Genomic DNA, 18,829 nt, shown 5'->3' with positions numbered 1-18,829 from the left:
AACTTATTATTATGTCTACGAAGGAAATATCAGTTACCGCTAAAGTTGCTTTTTTTTCAACCCAGGCTTACGACAAAGTCTTTTTTGAAAAACACAACATTGATTTTGGTTACAAATTAGAATTTTTTGACACTCAATTAAATGAGCAAACGGCAAAATTAATTCAGGACACAGATGTTGTTTGTGTTTTTGTAAATGATGTTGTTAACGAATCTGTAATTAAAAAATTAGCTAAAAAAAATGTAAAAATTATTGCTTTGAGATGTGCAGGTTTCAATAATGTTGATTTGGAAGCGGCTAAAAGATTTGGAATTAAAGTTTGTCGTGTTCCAGCCTATTCGCCTGAAGCTGTTGCTGAACATGCTATTGCGATGATTTTGACTTTAAATCGTAAAACACATAAAGCCTATAATCGTGTTCGGGAACAAAATTTTTCTTTAAACGGATTATTAGGTTTTGATTTACGCGGAAAAACAGTTGGGATTATTGGAACAGGAAATATAGGGAAAGCGTTTGCTAAGATAGTGAAAGGTTTTGGCTGTAATATCTTGGCTTATGATATTGTTACAGATTCTGAAATGGAGAAGGATGGAGTAACTTTTGTTTCATTAGAGACTATTTTCAAAGAATCGGAGATCATTTCGCTGCACTGTCCTTTAAATGAACAAACCAAACACATTATCAACAAAAAATCAATTGCGTTGATGAAAGATCGCGTAATGATTATCAATACGAGTCGTGGTGGATTAATTGAAACAGCGAGTGCTATTGAAGGTTTGAAAGAAGGAAAAATAGGTTATTTGGGAATTGATGTTTACGAACAGGAAGAGAAACTTTTCTTCAGAGATCTTTCAGCTGATATTATTCAGGATGATGCAATCCAGCGTTTGATGAGTTTTCCAAATGTTTTGGTTACTGCGCATCAGGCGTTTTTTACGAATGAAGCATTAACGCAGATTGCTTTGGTAACATTTGGAAATATTCAAGTTTTATTAGAGAATAAGGAAATTGAAAATAAAGCGGCAATATTAATTTAAATAAAAATAAAAATAAAATATGAAAAAAACACTACTAACGTTTACCCTGTTTCTAATTTTAGTTTCTTGCAAGAACGAACCAAATAAAACAAATGAAAGTAAAAGTCCAATAAGTGTAAACTTCAATAAAATGCTAACGGCGTATTCTGAGGAAGAGTTGAAGTTAAATCCAATTGACGCTACCTATCGAGGAGATGAAAGGTATAATAATTCTTTTCCAAATTTCTTATCAAATGAATATATAAATCAAAGAAAGGCTCATTATGCCAAATATTTAAATCAATTAAATGAATATGATGATTCAGATTTAAGTGAAAGCGAAAAAATGAGTAAAGAAGTTTTAAAATGGGAATGCGAAATAAACTTAAAAGGTTATGATTTTAAACAAGAATATTTACCATTAGACCAAATGTGGACTGTTAATTTAGTAATGGGGCAATTGGCAAGCGGATCAGCAGCACAGCCATTCAAAACAGTTAAAGATTACCAAAACTGGTTGCAAAGAGTAAATGAATATCTTGTTTGGCTAGCAACAGCTAAAGAAAAAATGAATGAAGGAATGGCTTTAGGATATGTTTTGCCTAAATCATTAATTGTGAAAATGATTCCGCAATTTGAAGCCATTGCAGAAGGAACTGTAACATCAAATTTGTTTTATAGCCCTATAAAATTAATGCCAGAATCCTTTTCGGAAAAAGATAAAAAAGCATTGACCGAGGCATATTCAAATCAAATTCAAAATCAAATAATTCCAGCATATGCCGATATGTATTTGTTTTTAAAGAATGATTATATCAAAAAAGGAAGAACATCAAGCGGTATAGAAGGAATTCCGAATGGAAAGGAATTTTACGATTATCAAATTAAAAAATATACCACCACCACTATGACTGCTGATGAAATTCATCAACTCGGATTAAAAGAAGTTGCCAGAATTCTATCAGAAATGGAAAAAGTTAAAAGTGAAGTTGGTTATAAAGGAGACTTAAAATCATTTTTTAATTATGTAAGAACTAATAAGGAATTAATGCCTTTTACAAAGCCGCAACAGGTAATTGACAATTTTTATGCGATTTATGAAAAAATGAAACCACAACTGGAAAAATTATTTGATGTTGTGCCAAAATCAAAATTTGAGGTAAAACGAACCGAAGCTTTTAGAGAAAATTCATCGAGTGCAGAATATAATTTGGGATCAATTGACGGGAAGCGACCAGGTGTGTTTTATGTTCCGATTCCTGATGTAAAAACATATAATACTGTAAGCGATGAAGCATTGTTTTTGCACGAAGCCATACCTGGTCATCATTATCAAGGTTCCTTGCAACAAGAAAATCCAGAACTGCCTGATTTTAGAAAAACATTGACTTATAGTGCTTATGCCGAAGGTTGGGGATTATATACAGAATCACTAGGTAAAGAATTGGGTTTATATACAAATCCATATCAATATTTTGGAATGTTAAGCATGGAGATGCATCGTGCCATACGATTGGTTGTTGATACAGGACTGCACTCTAAAGGATGGACAAGAGAAAAAGCTATTCAATATTCATTAGACAATGAAGCCCAAAGCGAGGAAGGAGTTATTTCAGAGGTGGAACGTTATATGGCAAATCCAGGACAAGCGCTTTCCTATAAAATTGGGCAATTAAAAATTTTAGAACTTCGAGCAAAAGCAACAAAAGAATTGGGAAATAAATTTGAAATCAAGCAATTTCATAACCAAGTTTTATCTACAGGTTGTATTCCATTGTATTTATTAGAAGGAAAAATAAATAATTGGATTGAAATTTCTAAAAAATAGTTTGTTATAGTATAAAAAAAGGAGCTTCATATTGAAGCTCCTTTTTTAAAATATATTTAGAATAAAAATTACCCTTTCAATCGACAAGCTTTTACATCCCCATCAACAACAACCTCAGTCAAGCCAAGAGCCGAAAGATTCGTCGTCGTTTTGTTTCTTTTTTATTTTATAATTTAATTTTTTGATATATGTTGTGGAACAACCCATAGTTTTTGTGTAGAGCCTTTTTCTCTAACGATGGCATAAGTGATACCATTGCCTCCTAATAAATATAATTTGGTGCCTTCAGGCAGAATTATTAAGTCCTCATTATACAATAATTGATTAATTACTTCTTGATCGTTTACTCTAAAATATTTAAACATATTATGAAAGGTTTCTTCACTAGTTGCGGCGTATGTAACTTGAGTAACCTGATAGGTATTTGATGATTCTGATCGATTGCTATTATATTTGGAATTGCTGGATTGATTTGAGTCAGACCATCGGAGAAACCATATAGTGCATCCTGTCATAGCTAAAAATAATATTATTATAAGTGAATAGGAAATAATAGAATCTAATATTGTTGTTTGTTTTGATTTTTTTGGATATTGTGTTGCTCTGTTAGTTTTGTTCTTAATTTTACAATGTGGGTTTTTAAATTTTTTATCACAATTGTAACACTCAAAGAATTGCAAATTTTCTACACCAACAGGAAGACCAAGATCGGTGTAACATTTAGGGCAAAATATATTTTTTCTAGTATCGATGTCTATTTTTATGTGTTTACTCATTATCGTGTTTTTTGAAGTAGTCCATGTTATCAAAGTCCCCAGCATCGAATTTCTTTTTGTCGCTAGGTGTTAGCTCCCAATACCATGTAGGACGTTCTATTTTTTCCTCCTCGTACTGTTCTTTTAACCATCGTTCATGAGCTTTAGAAGATGCAATACTATCTTGTTTCTCTTTTGTAGGATTGGTTTTGCTTTTGTATGTTTTATTTATTGTCTTGGTTTGAGTTTTCTTTGTTGTAGCTTTTTTAGTAGAAGCTTTCTTAGAGTTTTCTTCTGTAATCTTTCTGTACATTTCAACTTCAGACATTTGTTGCCAGTTGACAGTCTTTGCTGGTCTCCTAGTGTAATGTTTGCTTTTGTCTTTGTAATATGAAGATCTCTGAATTATATAATCAGGATAGGCTTTTCGTAAACCATTAAGATATGAATCAGACATCATATCGATTTGGGTTTGAGTAAATTTAGTTGGAGGTGGGTAATAGATCTGAGCCTGAATTTGAAATGATAAAGCTAGAGCTGAAATTATAATTAGTTTTCTCATGATTTAAAAGTTATGCAGAGTGTGTTTTTGTTGCAGATTCTTTATGAAAATATGGTTTTACTTATAATTTATTGTTTACCAAAAATCACACCAATTTTTTATAATCTTGATAATAAAATAATTATATATAAAAAAGGAGCTTCAGTTTTGAAGCTCCTTTTTTAAAATATATTTAGAATAAAAATTACCCTTTCAATCGACAAGCTTTTACATCCCCATCAACAACAACCTCAGTCAAGCCAAGAGCCGAAAGGTTCTTCATCGCTTTGTCCCATTTTTTTCCACTCAATTCCGATTTGATTTTTAATGAACCAAATTCCATTTGGTTTTCATTTAGCTGCAAAAGAGTAACAATTAATTTTTCATCTTCTTCAAGTTGAACCTGTTTCTTTTCTGGACGCATTTGCGGGAACAATAAAACTTCCTGAATCGATGCATTGTTAGTCAAATACATAATCAAACGATCCATTCCAATTCCCATTCCAGATGTTGGAGGCATACCGTATTCCAAAGCTCTTAAGAAATCTTCATCGATAATTCCGTTTGCTTCATCATCACCTTTTGCAGCCAAACGCATTTGGTCTTCAAAACGCTCACGCTGATCAATCGGGTCATTCAATTCAGAATAAGCATTTGCGATTTCTTTACCGCAAACCATTAATTCAAAACGCTCAGTCAAATCTGGATTATCGCGGTGTTCTTTACACAAAGGAGACATTTCTTTAGGATAATCTGTAATGAAAGTTGGCTGAATATAATTTCCTTCGCATTTCGCACCAAAAATTTCATCAATCAATTTTCCTTTACCCATTGTATTATCAACGTCGATTCCCATTCCTCTTGCAGCTTCAAAAAGCTCTTCTTCACTTTTTCCGGAAATATCAAAACCAGTAAAATGTTTGATAGAATCTGTCATTGTAACACGAGCGTAAGGCGCTTTAAAGTTGATTTGATGCTCGCCAAAAGTAACTTCGCTAGTTCCATTTACGGCAATTGCACAATGCTCAAGTAAACCTTCCGCGAATTCCATCATCCAGTTGTAGTCTTTGTAGGCTACATATATTTCCATTGCGGTAAATTCAGGATTATGCGTTCTGTCCATTCCTTCATTACGGAAGTTTCTGGAAAACTCATACACACCGTCAAATCCACCAACAATTAATCTTTTTAAATACAATTCGTTTGCAATACGCATATAAAGCGGAATGTCAAGCGAATTATGATGTGTAATAAAAGGTCTTGCCGAAGCACCACCAGGAATTGACTGCAAAACCGGAGTGTCAACTTCAAGATAACCTGCATCGTTAAAATAACCTCGCATTGCGGTGAATAACTTTGTACGTTTGATGAAAGTTTCTTTCACGTTTTGGTTCACCGTCAAATCCACATAACGCATTCTGTAACGCAATTCAGCGTCGTTGAAAGCATCGTGCACTTTTCCGTCTTCATCCACTTTTGGCAATGGCAACGGACGCAACGTTTTACTCAGAAAAGTAAAACCACTCACACGGATACATTTCGCACCAACTTGGGTAGTAAACAATTCCCCTTCAATACCAATGAAATCTCCCAAATCGGTTAATTTCTTGAATACTTGATTGTATAAAGTTTTATCATCACCTTCACACAAAACATCACGATTCACGTACAATTGAATACGCCCTTCGCTATCCTGTAATTCAGCAAAACAAGCTTTTCCTTGATCTCTCACACTCATCAAACGCCCAGCAACAATCACCTTTTTACCTTCTTCAAAAGACTCCTTTATTTGCTTCGAAGTATGATTTACAGGAAAAAGATTGGCAGGATAAGGATTGATTCCCAAATTGCGTAAAGATTGAAGTTTTTCTCTTCGGATGATTTCTTGTTCTGATAAGGCCATTATGTTCTGTTTTTTAAGTGCGCAAAGATAACAAATAGATTGCAGATTTCAGAAAGCAGATTTTAGATTTTTTGGAGCAGAAAATTCACGTGTTTTCAAGAGCATTTCTCCCGCTTTCCGCTGCAATCTTTTGTGTCACGCCGAAAAGGCGTGACACAAAAGGATTTCCACTTCAATCGGGGCTAGTTTACAATTTTAGTTTTTCATAAGATCTTTACCAAAGCTGCATTTTGATGTATAACTGTTAATTATTTAAAAACAACAATAACAGATGTAAGAAAAGTAATTAACTTCGTTTTTCAAAACTTAGAAACCTTTAAAAATGAAAAGATATTTCTTCCTGCTCTCAATTCTCCTAAACGTAAGCTGTCAGGTCACGGAAACCATTCATCTCAACACTGATGGAAGCGGAACAATTGAAGTAGCTAAGCTAAGGGACGAAAATAGTTATATGCAAATTGTGAAAGAAAACTATTCGAAGGAAGATATCTACAGAGACACAACTTATGTCTTTGGAGATTATATCAAGAAACATCAGGAAACATTTTCCAGAACACCAGTTGCTGACCAAAAAGTGTTTTTGAGATATTCAGATGTGAAAGTTCATAGGAAAGCCAGTTCCTACGATAAGGAATTCCGAACTACTTATACCCAGAATTTTCAAAAAGCATCCGATATTGTTGATCTTTCAAAAACCGATCATTATCTAGACGATATAAAAAATAATTATGCCTTAAGTGCCGAAGAACATTATTATAAAGTAAGCTACAATTACGCCGGAAATCGTTTCAATAGGACCGTAGCGATTATTGATACATTGCATCTAAAAAAGGAATTTGATAAAATTGAAGAAATAAAAGCAAAATACAAAGGGTATAAACTAGTTCAGAATTACGTTTTGAATTATAATTTTCCTCGAAAAATTCAATCAGTTTCCAATCCACTAGCAAAAATAAGTGATGACCGTAAATCACTGTCAATACAATTTCTATTAACCGATTGTCTGCAAAATCCATTGAGCACAAACTTGGAAGTGGTTTTAGAACCTGAGGAAGTCGATTAAAAAAAAACACCTAACAGGTTTCAATAACTTGTTAGGTATTTTTATTGATCGAATTAGGCACAGACGAGTCTAGCTATTATTTTCAGTTTTATTTTTGTTCAGCGATTGTTGCTTTATTAAGTTTAATAATTCTAATTTTTTGGTTTGTGTTATCCACCAAAAAAACACGATCCTCCAGTTGTACAACGCTGACAATACTTCCAAAAGGATTTGCACCCATAATATCTGAAGCATTTATTCTTGCATTGTAGGTTTTGTTGATAAACTCTTCTTTAGGATATATACGGAGAGAATTTAAGCTTCCGTCGTTTTCTGCGGTAACAGCCCAATCAGTGCTAAAAGTTATAGCAATAGGTTTTGTGTTTGTAAAAGGCGTTGTTGTTGGGGTTATTGGGGTAGTCAGCGAGCTTGTGGCGTTTTTTCGGATGTCTGCAATGTTGTAATATAAATAACCTTTTGCATCTCTTCCTGCAATAACTAAATTCCCGGAAGCTACATCCATCGAATAGATTTCGTCAAAACCTTTTAACGTATTTAATTTGGCAATGGGAGCCAAATTCCAATTGCTAGTTTCGGTGATTTGAGATGTCTCAAAAATTTTAATAGTCGTTTCTTTTTCTTTGACAAATACGAGTCCGTCTTTTACTACAACCGCAAAGACATGAACAAAAGTATCCCACCATTTGCCATTCCCTACAGTATTTATTCCTAAGTTGGTGATCTCATCGATTACAAAAATTCTAGAATCAACGCTTCCTAGATATATACGTCCATTGTCAATGCATACTGATGAAAGTCTGGTTAATGGAATCGTGGTGGTTCCTTTGGTATAATCTTTAATTGTTTTTATGTAAGCCAAAGTTTTAGCATTAAAAACCTCCAGAACATCACCATTGCAGATGTATAATTTATCATTTGCAATTGCTATTCCTCTGGGATCTAGTGTTCCGGTTCCGTCCCCAATTTGCTTGGCTGTTATAATTGCTTCATCTGATGGATAGTAATAGTCATAATTTGTTGGCTCGACTGTCTCATAAGAATCTTTACTGCAATTTGTAAAAACACATAGAAACAGTATAAAAAAAGTGATTTTTTTCATGTAGGTATATTTTGTTAGTTCCATTTTCCTTCTCCTTTATATTTTAATAAGAAAGGGTTTTTTGGATCAATTTTAAAAACTGGTTTTGAGTAAATTTTTGAGAGGTAACTGGTTTTTGTCCATCCTTTTAATATTTCAGGATCGGTAAAAGGGAGATCGTTTAGATATATTAGGTATTTATAGAAATCGGTAAGCATTCCTTGTTGACCGCCGCCTTCTCCGCTATTGGCTAAATTGCTGTCATGATTGTAGCCGGTGTGATGTGAATATTCGTGTGACCAAACAGACATTTCACCTTTCCAGTGTCCTGTAATATAATCGGATTCCCATTGCGAGGCTAAATTCCCGCCTCCCAATGCAGAAGCTCCAGTTACCATTGCCATCCAGAGTGTTCTGTTGTCAACATATTTCAAATATTGTTGCTCAATTTCGGATTTCGAAAAATAATCATAAACTCCGTTGGAGTCAGCAGTATTTCCATGCCAATCAGTTGCTCCGCTTACTGGAGTTCCGGCTAGAGTGGCTTGTTCTTGTTTGTATCTGTCAAAATGTATAAAAGTATCGTAATACATAGGATGGCTCAGAGCATAGGAATAATTTATGATCATTGTAATTGCCTCTTTGGCCAAAACGGGGTTCATTGGTAAAAACTTATTAGGTTCATTCAAATGATACCCATCGTTAAATTGAACTAACTGCGAAGATTTTATTTTTTTAAATTTTGAAAATAAAGGATCGGTTGATTCTATCGAAAATTCGATTGCTCCAGTAGAGAAGCCATCAATTTTATCAATTGTAACCGTATTGCCTGTTTCCAGTAAATAATCATTTTTCCCGGCTACTAACGGAATTTGATGAGTGGAACGATGAAACGCAGGGATTTTTGTAAAATGATAGAGTACAAATCGTTTGTCATAGTTACCTAATTTAGCATAGATTTTTACATCAGTAAGTCCAACTGGCGAATAAAGAGATATTTGAACTGAATCTTTTCCTTTTTGGATTATTTGTAACGGTTGATTTACCCGAAACCAACGATCATTTTTGTTATACATTTTTGAAGGGCTTTCAGCATCTTCAAACATGGTCATCGGTCGATTTCCTGAGGGTAAATTTGTTGCATCAAGACTTGATGCATAATTGGGTTCGTAGTCTATGGTTTGGGTTTCGTTTTCACAGCTTGTAAGAATGATAAAAGTAGCTAACAGTAGGTTGGAAAAGAACCGTCTTTTAATGTTTGGAGTCATTATAAGTAGGATTTAAATAGGTTGTTTGAAATTTTAGGGGGAATTGTTTTTAGATTTTAAAATGCGAATATACTTATTTCTTTTTGAGAGTTTGGCTAGAATTAATTCTAGAGGAGGGTAGTTTTTTTGAATATAAGTATTTAAAAGTTTAAGATTGTTAGTAGTAAAGTCTTAACGCCTTTTGATCTGAATTATTTTTCATATCAGAAATTTTAACCCTTTTTACTTTGTAACTTTGCCATTAAAATTGGAAAAATGGAATTGGGATGATTCAAAACGACAAATCTTGATGAAGAATGAAGAATGGATGTAGCCAATAAAAAAGAATAAATTCTATATATGAATAAGAAAATTATCTTTCAGGAATTAGGAAATAAAGATTACCAAGAAACTTGGAAATACCAAGAGGAATTATTCAAGGGAATTGTGGATTTGAAGATTCAAAATAGGAGAGAGGAAACTTCTGTTGAAACGCCCAATTATTTTCTGTTTGTAGAACACCCTCACGTTTATACTTTAGGTAAAAGCGGTGATTTGAGTAATTTGCTTTTATCCGAAAAACAGTTGGAAGCTAAAGGAGCCACTTTCTATAAAATCAATCGCGGTGGTGATATTACCTATCACGGGCCAGGACAAATTGTGGGTTATCCTATTTTGGATTTAGAAAATTTCTTTTCGGATATTCATAAATACTTGCGTTTTCTGGAGGAAGCTATTATTCTGACTTTACAAGAATACGGCTTGGAATGTGGCCGAAGTGATGGAGAAACTGGAGTTTGGCTTGGAGTAGGAACACCTTTCGCCCGAAAAATTTGCGCTCTTGGAGTTCGTGCTTCCCGTTGGGTAACCATGCATGGTTTTGCACTAAATGTCAATGCTGACTTGGGGTATTTTGACAACATCATTCCTTGCGGAATCCGTGGCAAAGCGGTTACTTCATTGCAGGTAGAACTTGGTGTCGACAAAGTGGATGAACAAGAAGTGAAAGAAAAAATCTTAAAGCATTTCTCTAATTTGTTTGAATGCTCGATTGTTCGATAATTGGATGCTTCTAAAAATCTAAATATCCAATTTCAACTGCTCTGGCAATAACCTGAAACTCATTCTGTGGTATTTTGTGGTACCGTATTTTCGGATGGCATCACGGTGTTCTTGGGTGGGATAGCCTTTGTTTTTCTTCCAATTGTACATGGGGAATTCTTCATGAATTTTGTCCATATATTCATCACGATATGTTTTTGCTAATATCGATGCGGCAGCAATGCTTAAATATTTTGAATCTCCTTTTATAATACTTTGATTCGGAATTGATTTCAATAATTCTATTTCGGCTTTGGAGAATTTTTTTCCATGACTGTTCTTCAAACCCAATTTGGCGTTCAATGCTCTATTACCATCAACAATAATAAATTCGGGAGTTTGTGTTAATTTCAAGACGCATTCCTGCATTCCTTTCATCGAAGCATTTAGAATATTTATTTCGTCAATTTCATTGGGATGTAAATGGGTTACGGCAAATGTAATGGCTTCCTGTTCGATAATAGGTCTTAGTTTTTCTCTTGCTTTTTCGGATAATTGCTTGCTATCATTTAGGATAGTATTTTTAAAATCAAATGGTAAAATCACTGCTGCTGCAGTAACTGGGCCGGCAAGACAACCTCGTCCGGCTTCGTCGGTGCCGGTTTCGAGCTGGAAAGTGGAGAAATTATTAAGAAGCATATTGAAATCTTTTCGTATGGCAAATATTGTGATTTTTTCTTGATTTTCTTTTTGTGTGGTAAATTGATTTCGTGGAAAATAAAAGATGTTGAAATTGCTTTAAGGTTGTTGCGAGCGCGAGAGGGATTACTTCACTATATATTTATTTTCATAGGAGTTCAGTGAACTTCGTTTGCAGCAAGCTACCGAAGTAGCGTGTATAGCCCGACAGCAATAGAAAAAGGGGCGTATGAACTGTACTGTGAGTTTGCCCCTTTTTCTACTGGTGGCTCGCCCAAGTTATGTGGAATAGATATGTTGTGGTTTGTAACTAAATTATGTTTTGTTGTTTGTTCTATAAATTGAGGTGTTTTTTTATTTATAAGTTTTTATCCTTTACCTTTGCTCGGTATATCAGTAAAATAATTGCCTAATTATAACCTTTTCAAATGAGAATTTACTTTTCGTTACTTTTTTTAGCTTTTCCAATTCTCCTATTTTCTCAAGTAAATAGTGCTAAAGAAATTGATTATAATACTAAATACAATTCTTCGGATTCCATAAAGAAGAAAAAAGCGCCAGAGGCAACTATTGATATGTATCAGATTATTTCGTTGAATAAGGATACAACTTATATTGATACAACGCAGTCTATCCGAAAGGCATATGGCCATAATTATTTAAGAAAAGATAACTTTGGTCTTTTGAGTTTTACTAACATTGGCCAAACTTATAATACACTACAATATGGACTTAATGGGTTTTCACCTTATCCTGGATTTGGATTTACTGCAAAACAATTTAATTATAGCAAGGCAGAGGAAATAAGATATGCCAATGTTGCCACTCCAGTATCAGAGTTGTATTTTAAAACTACAATACAGCGAGGTCAATCGACTGATGTTTATTTTACCGTAAATACGTCTCCAAGACTGAATTTTTCTATTGCCTACAAAGGGTTGCGTTCGGAAGGTAGATACATTAATCAGGAATCCAAAACGAGTAATTTTAGATTTACCACTAGTTATAATACCAAAGATGGACGTTATGTTGTCAATGCACATTATGTTGGTCAGAAGATTCAGAACGAAGAAAATGGAGGAATTAGCAATGTAAGTGAATTTGAAAGTGATGATCCTGAGTTTGATAATAGAGATCGTTTGGGCGTTTATTTTGAAGATGCGATGTCTGTGTTAAAAGGAAAGCGTTTTTTTGTGGATCAAACTTTTAGAATAAATCCAAAAAAAGGTGACAATAATTTATACGTTACGGAACAATTCAATTACGAGGATACTTATTTTAATTATACGCAAGAAACGGTGCCTTCTTCCGTTGGAGGAGAAATAGTGGATCGTTATGGAGAATCTTTTGTTACCAGTGGGATCAACGACAGAACTTCTTATAATAAAATGTACAACAAAGCGGGATTGGTTTATGAGAATATGACTTTAGGGGCTTTTACTTTTTTTATAGATGACTTGCATTCCAATTATTTCTACAATAATATTTTGTATTTAGATTCGGAAACTGTTCCTAATTTGTTAAGTCAAGCTATAAACACCATAGGAGGACAATATAATTATCGCAAGGGCAAATGGAATGGGAAGTTTTTATATTCAAAATCAATAACGGATCAAAATTTATCCAACCTTGATGCTTCGGCGGTGTATGATATTAATGATGAGAATCAAATCTCTTTCCGATATCAAAACATGAATAAACTGCCTAACAATAATTATAATTTGTACCAAAGTAGTTATAGAAAGTACAATTGGTCGAATGATTTTGTAAATGAAAAAATAAACTCGATCAGTGTTAATGCCGATACTAAGTGGGTTTCGTTGTCTGTGCAGTTAAATTCGATTAATGACTATTTGCATTTTGCTGATATTTCAACAGATGCTGAAAGTGCTGCAGGAACTCAAATTGTGGCTCCAGCTCAATATGGTAAAGCGATTAATTATGCATCGCTTAAGATTGCAAAAGAGTTTGTGGTGGGTAAATTTGCATTGGATAATACTTTGTTATTCCAAAAAGTGGATCAATCAGATCTTATTTTGAATGTTCCTGAATTTGTAACCCGAAACACATTGTATTTTTCGGATTATATGTTTTCAAAAAGACTTTTTATCCAAACAGGATTTGAACTGAATTATTTCACTAGTTACTACAGTAATAGCTACAACCCATTGATTGGTGAGTTTTTTGTTCAAGACAAAGTAGAAATTGGGAATTTTCCACTTGTAGATTTCTTTATAAATGCAAAAATTCAACGCACTCGATTTTATTTAAAAGCAGAACATTTCAATTCGTTGTTTTCAAAAAACAATTATCTTTCAGCACCAGATTATCCGTATCGTGATTTCTTGATTCGTTTTGGAATAGTTTGGAACTTCTTCAATTAATTTAGAAATTAGTCATTTAAAATTTAAGTTTAAAACTGAAAAAATAACTAATTTCGCTTTTATAATAAACTATATAGGAATAGTGTGGTTTAAAAATAACCCCCAAAAAAACACAAAATGGAATATTCAGAGAATATATTAGGAACTATTGGGAATACTCCATTAGTGAAACTCAATAAAGTAACAGCAGAAGTAGATGCTTTGGTTTTGGCCAAAGTTGAGACATTCAATCCTGGTAATTCGGTTAAAGACCGTATGGCTGTAAAAATGATTGAAGATGCCGAAGCTGACGGACGTTTGCAACCAGGTGGGACTATAATCGAAGGAACTTCTGGAAATACTGGGATGGGACTTGCATTAGTTGCAATCATCAAAGGATACAAATTGATCTGTGTGATATCCGACAAACAATCCAAAGAAAAAATGGATATTCTTCGTGCAGTTGGAGCCAAAGTAGTGGTTTGCCCTACTGACGTGGAACCAACAGATCCACGTTCATACTATTCGGTTTCCAAAAGATTGGCCGAAGAAACACCCAACTCTTGGTATGTGAACCAATATGATAATTTATCTAATTCACTGGCGCATTACGAACAAACGGGTCCAGAAATTTGGAAACAAACAGAAGGGAAGATTACTCATTTTGTAGTTGGAGTAGGTACAGGAGGAACGATTTCTGGAGTTGGGAAATACTTAAAAGAGAAAAACCCAAACATCAAAATTTGGGGAATTGATACCTATGGTTCTGTGTTCAAGAAATATCATGAAACAGGAATTTTTGACGAAAATGAAATTTATTCCTATATCACAGAAGGTATTGGGGAAGATATTTTACCAAAGAATGTGGACTTCTCTCTAATTGATGGATTCACTAAAGTAACCGATAAAGATGCTGCTGTATATACTCGAAAAATTGCTCTAGAAGAAGGAATATTCGTTGGGAATTCAGCAGGAGCGGCCATAAAAGGATTGTTGCAACTTAAAGAACACTTCAAACCGGAAGATGTGGTTGTAGTGTTGTTTCATGATTCTGGAAGTCGTTATGTGGGTAAAATGTTCAATGACGACTGGATGCGTGAAAGAGGATTTCTTGAGGAAGACTTCGCTAAAGCCGAAGATGTTGTCAAAGATCATGTGGATAAACAATTGGTTGTGGTTCGTACAGAGGAATTGGTTTCGCATGCAATAGACCGTATGCGTAAGCACGATATTTCACAAATCCCTGTAGTTGATATCACTGGATTTGTTGGTTCTGTTGACGAAACCGATTTGTTTAGAAGTTATATGGTCGATAAAAATGTAATAGATAAACCTATCAAAGAAGTAATGGGGAAACCCTTTCCTATTGTGAAATTAAGTACTTCTATCGAAGAAGTATCCAGATTTTTCTCTAAAGATAATGATGCCGTTTTGGTGGATCTTGAAAATGGAAATCATCAAATCATTACGAAGTCTGATATTATTAGATTGATGAAATAACTTTATAAGGATTGCAGATTTTATATTAATCATGAAATCTGCAATCTATAATCTGCAATCTAAATTCCACATGACTTTCACTGCTATAGATTTTGAAACTGCAACTGCTTATCATCCGTGTTCGGTAGGTATCGTTACCGTTGAAAACGGTGTTATTGTAGATGAGTTTGTGACTTTAATCAAGCCACCTAATAATGAATATAATCCTTTCACTATTCGGGTTCACGGGATATATCCAAGAGACACTGTAAACGCCAAAACGTTTGTGGAAGTATTTCCCGAAATTCGGAAAAGACTTGAAAACAGAGTCGTGGTGGCTCATAACGAAAGCTTCGACCGTAATGTTTTGTCCAAATCAATGGCACTTTATGGGTTGAACTACGAAGATTTGAATATTGGTTCTCGTTGGGAATGTACCGTGAAAATATATAAATCCAAGGGTTTAAAACCTACAACTTTAAGTGATTGTTGTAGAGCCATGAAAATCCAACTAAATCATCACGAAGCTTTATCAGATGCTCGTGCGTGCGCCAAATTGTATTTATTGAGATAATTTTTTTAATATAGTAGAAATATCTTTCTTTTTTGTTTTGTAAGTTAAGTTGTTGATTTTTTTTATTACTTTAGTCTAAATGTCTAATAATCTAAGAAATCTGAATTATGAAAGAAGATTTTCTCCACTATCTTTGGAAGTTCAAGAAATTCGATGCTTTAAATCTTAAAACTTGTAATCAAGAGGAAATTACGATCAGTAATGTGGGGCAATATTTAGAATTAGCTGGACCAGATTTTTTTAATGCCCAAATTACTATTGGCAATCAAAAATGGGCCGGTAATGTCGAAATTCATGTCAAATCTTCCGATTGGTATGTGCATCATCATGAGAAAGATGCGGGTTATGAAAATGTAATTTTGCATGTAGTTTGGGAACATGATTCCGAAATTTTCAGAAGTAATAACACCAAAATTCCAGTACTCGAACTCAAAAACTATGTCAGTACTGATATCCTAAGCAATTATCAAAAGTTGCTCTCTCCTAAATCTTGGATTTTTTGCGAAAAGCAACTTAAAGAGATTCCTAATTTTGTACTGATAAATTGGCAGGAGCGTTTATTTTTTGAACGTTTAGAAAGAAAATCAAAGCCTATTTTGGATTTGTTGGAGTCAACTAATAATGATTGGGAAGCAGTTTTGTTTTGTCTTTTGGCGAAGAACTTTGGTCTGAATACGAATGGAGGAATATTTCTGAAAATCGCTCAGTCTATTCCTTTTTCTGTGATTCGGAAAGAATGTTTTGAAGAAGAAAATTTGGAAGCATTATTATTTGGCTTTGCTGGACTGTTGGATGCAGATAAAGAAGATAGATATTTCAAAGATTTAAAATTCAGGTTTTTTTATCTGCTTCATAAATACCAAATGGAGAAGGGGTGTATTGAATCCGTTCAGTTTTTCAAACATCGTCCGGATAATTTCCCCACGATTAGGCTTTCGCAATTAGCCAATTTGTACAACAAACATCAAAATCTATTTTCGAAAATAAACGACTTGAATTCTGTTGAAGCTATTTATGAGGTTTTTAGTGTTTCAGTAGCTTCCTATTGGGAAACGCATTATCAATTTGACAAAGAAAGTCCGAAGAAAAAGAAAGCATTGACCAAATCGTTTATGGATTTGATTATTTTGAATACGGTTATTCCACTTCAATTTGCATTTGCCAAAAGTCAGGGAAAGGAAATCTCTGAAGCTTTAATCGCTATTTTAAATGATGTTGAGTCTGAAAAGAATTCAATTATAGATAAATTTAGTTCTTTTGGATTAAAAGCTAAAAATGCATTTGAAACTCAATCCTTATTACAACTCAAAAATGAATATTGTAATAAAAACAAATGTTTGGATTGCGCTATCGGAATGGAGTTGCTGAAGAATAATTAATCGAAGAAAGCAATTGTTTTGAACTTCTTTACATTAATTGATTGTATTAAAAGTTTATGTAAATTTGTCCTAACTCATAAATGACAAAAACTATGCGAGGAATAATGCGATTGAAATTCTTTTTAGAAAAATACGGTTTCCATGTGTCTTCCCGTTTGGCTGACAAATTAGGGATGCGTGTTACAAGTGTTCGTTTGTTCTTTATCTATATTTCTTTTGTAACGGTGGGTTTGGGATTCGGAGCTTATTTAACATTAGCTTTCTGGATTAAGCTAAAAGATTTAATAAGAGCAAAAAGGACTTCAGTCTTCGATTTGTAGAAAATAATATAACAAAAAAGGGATTTTAAAGCTTAAACACTTTAAAATCCCTTTTTTTATTCCCAGAAAAAAAAATTATTTTTCTGGATTGTTCAATTTACTGTTTTTCTTTCCATATATGAAGTAGATTGCAACTCCTAATGCCATCCAAACTACAAGTCTAACCCAGCTTTCGTTTGGTAATGAATACATTAATGCTAAACAAATTACGATTCCAGCAATAGGAACAAACGGAACTAATGGAGTTTTGAATGATCTTGGAGCATCTGGCATTTTTTTACGCATAACCATAACACCAATACATACTAATACGAAAGCTAATAAAGTTCCAATACTTACCATATGACCTAAATCACTTACAGGTACAAGACCCGCAAATATGCTTACGAAAAGTAAAAAGAAAAGATTTGTTTTCCAAGGTGTACGGAATTTAGGGTGGATAGAGCTGAAAAAAGGAGGTAATAAACCATCTTTACTCATTGTATAAAATACACGGCTTTGTCCCATAAGCATTACTAACATTACTGAAGTATAACCAGCTAAAATGGCTACGATTAAACCAGTTTGTAAAAAGTCATATCCTGTTTTTGCAAAAGCAGTTGCAGCAGGTTTTGCATCACCAGCAAATTCTGAATAGTTTACTAGACCTGTCATTACGTGAGCAAATAATACATACAATATAGTACAAATTACTAATGAACCTAAAATACCAATTGGCATTCCTTTTTGAGGGTTTTTTGCTTCTTGAGCCGCTGTAGATACAGCGTCAAAACCAATAAAAGCAAAAAATACTGTTCCTGCACCTGCAGCAATTCCTGTCCATCCGAATTCTCCAAAAACACCAGTGTTTTCAGGAATATAAGGAGTATAGTTTGCAGTGTCAATAAAACTCCATCCTAAAACGATGAAAACAATAACTACGGCTACTTTTACAACAACTAAGAAATTATTTAATGATGCTGATTCTTTTGTTCCTCTAATTAATAATAAAGATAACATCGATACAATGAAGATCGCTGGCAAGTTTACAATTCCACCCTCTATTATTGTACCATCACTAAGTTTTAATGTTTCCCAAGGCGAACATATATAATCATGTGGGAGATGTATACCGTATTTATTTAATAACTCTAGTAAATAACGCGACCAGCTCACACCGACTGTTGCGGCCCCTAATGCGTATTCTAAAACTAAATCCCAACCAATAATCCAAGCCATAAATTCACCCATAGTAGCATACGAATAAGTGTAAGCACTACCTGCAACAGGAATCATTGAAGCAAATTCTGCATAACAAAGTCCTGCAAAGGCACATCCAACGGCTGCTAAAATAAATGATAAAGTAACTGCCGGCCCAGCATGTTCTGCCGCTGCAATACCTGTTAATGAGAATAATCCGGCTCCAATAATGGCGCCAACTCCCAGTGCAACAAGTGATCTTGAAGATAAGGTTCTTTTTAATCCTTTTTCAGATTCGGATGCTTCATCAAGCAATACCGAAAGTGGTTTAGTTTTCCAAATTGACATACTATAATATTGGTTA

General features: G+C 33.9%; 16 protein-coding genes. 9 read left to right on the top strand and 7 right to left on the bottom strand.

Features of this window, described 5'->3' with window-relative positions:
- Positions 1-11 precede the first annotated feature (11 nt).
- Together J2W95_RS02755 and J2W95_RS02750 are read left to right on the top strand one after the other, a co-directional pair.
- Entirely contained in the window at positions 12-1,037 is a 1,026-nt protein-coding gene (locus J2W95_RS02755; RefSeq protein ID WP_310003706.1) for a 2-hydroxyacid dehydrogenase, read from the top strand.
- Positions 1,038-1,056: 19 nt separating this feature from the next.
- Positions 1,057-2,844, top strand: a complete 1,788-nt coding sequence (locus J2W95_RS02750; RefSeq protein WP_310003704.1) for a DUF885 domain-containing protein — start codon at positions 1,057-1,059, stop codon at positions 2,842-2,844.
- Between the two features lie 173 nt (positions 2,845-3,017).
- On the opposite strand, the gene J2W95_RS02745 is transcribed toward J2W95_RS02750, so the two are convergent.
- The 3 genes from J2W95_RS02745 to lysS form a co-directional block, all read right to left on the bottom strand.
- Positions 3,018-3,620 (bottom strand): hypothetical protein, encoded by a 603-nt coding sequence (locus J2W95_RS02745; protein ID WP_310003701.1) that lies wholly within the window; start codon positions 3,618-3,620, stop codon positions 3,018-3,020.
- The gene (locus tag J2W95_RS02740) at positions 3,613-4,161 is read right to left on the bottom strand and encodes a hypothetical protein (RefSeq protein ID WP_310003699.1); all 549 of its coding nucleotides are present in this window, start codon (positions 4,159-4,161) and stop codon (positions 3,613-3,615) included. The genes J2W95_RS02745 and J2W95_RS02740 overlap by 8 nt, the downstream gene beginning before the upstream one ends.
- Before the next feature lie 184 nt (positions 4,162-4,345).
- Positions 4,346-6,043 (bottom strand): lysine--tRNA ligase, encoded by a 1,698-nt coding sequence (gene lysS / locus J2W95_RS02735; protein ID WP_310003696.1) that lies wholly within the window; start codon positions 6,041-6,043, stop codon positions 4,346-4,348.
- A 322-nt stretch (positions 6,044-6,365) separates the two neighbouring features.
- Between lysS and J2W95_RS02730 the strand changes: the two genes are divergently transcribed.
- Complete coding sequence (locus J2W95_RS02730) at positions 6,366-7,106, top strand: hypothetical protein (RefSeq protein WP_310003692.1); 741 nt, start codon at positions 6,366-6,368, stop codon at positions 7,104-7,106.
- Between the two features lie 88 nt (positions 7,107-7,194).
- On the opposite strand, the gene J2W95_RS02725 is transcribed toward J2W95_RS02730, so the two are convergent.
- Together J2W95_RS02725 and J2W95_RS02720 are read right to left on the bottom strand one after the other, a co-directional pair.
- Positions 7,195-8,205: a hypothetical protein gene (locus tag J2W95_RS02725; RefSeq protein ID WP_310003690.1), complete on the bottom strand. Its 1,011-nt coding sequence runs from the start codon at positions 8,203-8,205 to the stop codon at positions 7,195-7,197.
- A gap of 14 nt (positions 8,206-8,219) precedes the next feature.
- Positions 8,220-9,452, bottom strand: coding sequence for a hypothetical protein (locus J2W95_RS02720; protein ID WP_310003688.1), 1,233 nt, complete (start codon positions 9,450-9,452; stop codon positions 8,220-8,222).
- 339 nt (positions 9,453-9,791) lie between these two features.
- Between J2W95_RS02720 and lipB the strand changes: the two genes are divergently transcribed.
- Positions 9,792-10,493, top strand: coding sequence for a lipoyl(octanoyl) transferase LipB (gene lipB / locus J2W95_RS02715; RefSeq protein ID WP_310003686.1), 702 nt, complete (start codon positions 9,792-9,794; stop codon positions 10,491-10,493).
- A gap of 18 nt (positions 10,494-10,511) precedes the next feature.
- On the opposite strand, the gene J2W95_RS02710 is transcribed toward lipB, so the two are convergent.
- Positions 10,512-11,171, bottom strand: a complete 660-nt coding sequence (locus J2W95_RS02710) for a ribonuclease HII (RefSeq protein WP_310003684.1) — start codon at positions 11,169-11,171, stop codon at positions 10,512-10,514.
- A 428-nt stretch (positions 11,172-11,599) separates the two neighbouring features.
- On the opposite strand from J2W95_RS02710, the gene J2W95_RS02705 reads away from it, so the two are divergent.
- From J2W95_RS02705 to J2W95_RS02685, 5 genes are all read left to right on the top strand, one after another.
- Entirely contained in the window at positions 11,600-13,555 is a 1,956-nt protein-coding gene (locus J2W95_RS02705) for a putative porin (RefSeq protein ID WP_310003682.1), read from the top strand.
- A 117-nt stretch (positions 13,556-13,672) separates the two neighbouring features.
- A complete protein-coding gene (locus tag J2W95_RS02700) occupies positions 13,673-15,034 on the top strand; it encodes a pyridoxal-phosphate dependent enzyme (protein ID WP_310003680.1) in 1,362 nt (453 codons plus the stop codon).
- A gap of 70 nt (positions 15,035-15,104) precedes the next feature.
- Positions 15,105-15,587 carry a 3'-5' exonuclease gene (locus J2W95_RS02695; protein ID WP_310004262.1) on the top strand — a complete coding sequence of 161 codons (483 nt, stop codon included), beginning with the start codon at positions 15,105-15,107 and terminating at the stop codon, positions 15,585-15,587.
- Positions 15,588-15,694: 107 nt separating this feature from the next.
- Entirely contained in the window at positions 15,695-16,966 is a 1,272-nt protein-coding gene (locus J2W95_RS02690; RefSeq protein WP_310003677.1) for a DUF2851 family protein, read from the top strand.
- A 92-nt stretch (positions 16,967-17,058) separates the two neighbouring features.
- Positions 17,059-17,286 carry a PspC domain-containing protein gene (locus J2W95_RS02685; RefSeq protein ID WP_310003675.1) on the top strand — a complete coding sequence of 76 codons (228 nt, stop codon included), beginning with the start codon at positions 17,059-17,061 and terminating at the stop codon, positions 17,284-17,286.
- 75 nt (positions 17,287-17,361) lie between these two features.
- Here the strand turns inward: J2W95_RS02685 and J2W95_RS02680 are convergent, their stop codons facing one another.
- The gene (locus tag J2W95_RS02680; RefSeq protein WP_310003672.1) at positions 17,362-18,813 is read right to left on the bottom strand and encodes an amino acid permease; all 1,452 of its coding nucleotides are present in this window, start codon (positions 18,811-18,813) and stop codon (positions 17,362-17,364) included.
- Between the last annotated feature and the right edge of the window lie 16 nt (positions 18,814-18,829).

This window comes from Flavobacterium granuli, assembly GCF_031456055.1.
Taxonomy (GTDB): Bacteria; Bacteroidota; Bacteroidia; order Flavobacteriales; family Flavobacteriaceae; genus Flavobacterium; species Flavobacterium granuli_A.
This window is presented reverse-complemented; position numbering and strand designations above follow the sequence as displayed.